1 protein-coding gene is annotated in these 1,457 nt (G+C 79.9%); it reads left to right on the forward strand.

Translation table 11 applies throughout. The annotated features are described in order from the left end of the window. Positions 1-1,457, forward strand: a 1,457-nt coding sequence (locus ABD308_RS37970) for an EndoU domain-containing protein (RefSeq protein WP_344345413.1), incomplete at both ends; no start/stop codon positions are given.

A 1,457-nucleotide genomic window follows, 5' to 3' on the forward strand; every position in this document is an offset into this window, starting at 1 on the left:
CCGGACCTCACCCGGACCCCGGACCTCACCCAGGCCCCGACCCCGCCCACCGCGCCGCGCCCGCCGGCCGGCACCGACGAGTCCGGCCGCCACGACGTCCAGGAGCCGCTCTCCCGCGGCCCGCGGCCGACCGAGAGCCTCGCCTCGCTCCTCGCCGACCAGGGGAATCCCCGCACCCGCCCGGTGGACGACCTCCTGACGCCGGCGGCGCGCCGGGCGGACGGCGAGGACGGCGCGGGCACCCCGTGGTCGACGCCGAGCCCCCTGCTCCGGCAGGACCAGGCCGGGCCGCCCCAGCAGCAGTCCCGGCCCCGGCCCGTGGACGCCGACGAGCCCGCCCCCGTCCCGGTGCCGGGGCCCGTGCCGGTCCCGGTCCCCGTCCCGGTCCCCTCGCCGGTGCACCACACGGCCCCGGCCGGTGGCTCCGACCTGCGGCCCGGCTACGCCAGCACCACGGTCACCCCGCCGGCCGGCCCCCACCGGGCCGACGAGACGCCCTCCCCGCTGCGCTCCTACGAGGCCCGGTACGGCACGCTGCCCACGGGCGGGCGGGCCACCGAACTCGTCGTGAAGCTGCACCTGGACACGGCGCGCGTCCAGGAGTTCCCGGACCGGGTCGCCGCCCTGCGACGCCGCGTCCTGGAGGGCGCCGCCGAGGCCTACAACAGCGGCCACCGGCTGCCCGACGGCAGCGTGCTGCGGGTGCGGGTCGAGTTCACCGACGCGCCCGACACCGCCGACCAGACGGTACGGCTGCACGGCACCACCGTCCGCCAGGACGAGGCGAACTGGGGCCTGACGGCCGACCGGGACGCGCTCGGCCACCAGATCGGCCGGATCCTCGGGCTGCGCGAGGACTCCCGCGAGGTGTACCGGGAGGGCGGCACCGACCGCTCCGCCGGCGGCCCGGCGCCGCAGCGGCTGCGCACCGTGGGCGCGGTGCTCGCCGAGGCCTTCGGCGTCGGCCCCGGGCCCGGCGCCCCGGAGCGGCCGCTCGTCCCGCAGACGGTCCGCACCACCTCGCTGTACGGGTCCGACGGCCCGGACGGCGCGGGCGGGCACCTGCTGCGGACCGCCGTCCGGCAGGCCCACGCCGACGGGCTGTTCCGGGAGAACCCCAACCGCACCGTGCACCTGGACCCGGCGGCCGGCAGCGGGGAGCGGGGCCGCACCTTCTTCCCCTCGCACTGGACCGCCGACGAGGCCGTCTACGCGGCCGAGCAGGCCTTCCGCGACTCCCGCGGCCGCGGCCCGGACGCCCCGCACTGGGAGGGCGAGTACGCGGGCGTGCGGATCGCGGGCGAGCAGCGGGACGGCGTGATCACCGGCTTCCGGCCCGTCGACGACCAGGGGTCGCTCACCCCGCCCCCGTACGCGCCCAGGCGGCCCGCGCCGCCCGGCCCGGACGACCTCGGCCGGCCGCGGGAGTTCGGCGACCGGCGCTCGCTGGACGGCGT

This window comes from Kitasatospora putterlickiae, from assembly GCF_039527695.1.
GTDB classification, from domain to species: Bacteria; Actinomycetota; Actinomycetes; order Streptomycetales; family Streptomycetaceae; genus Kitasatospora; species Kitasatospora putterlickiae.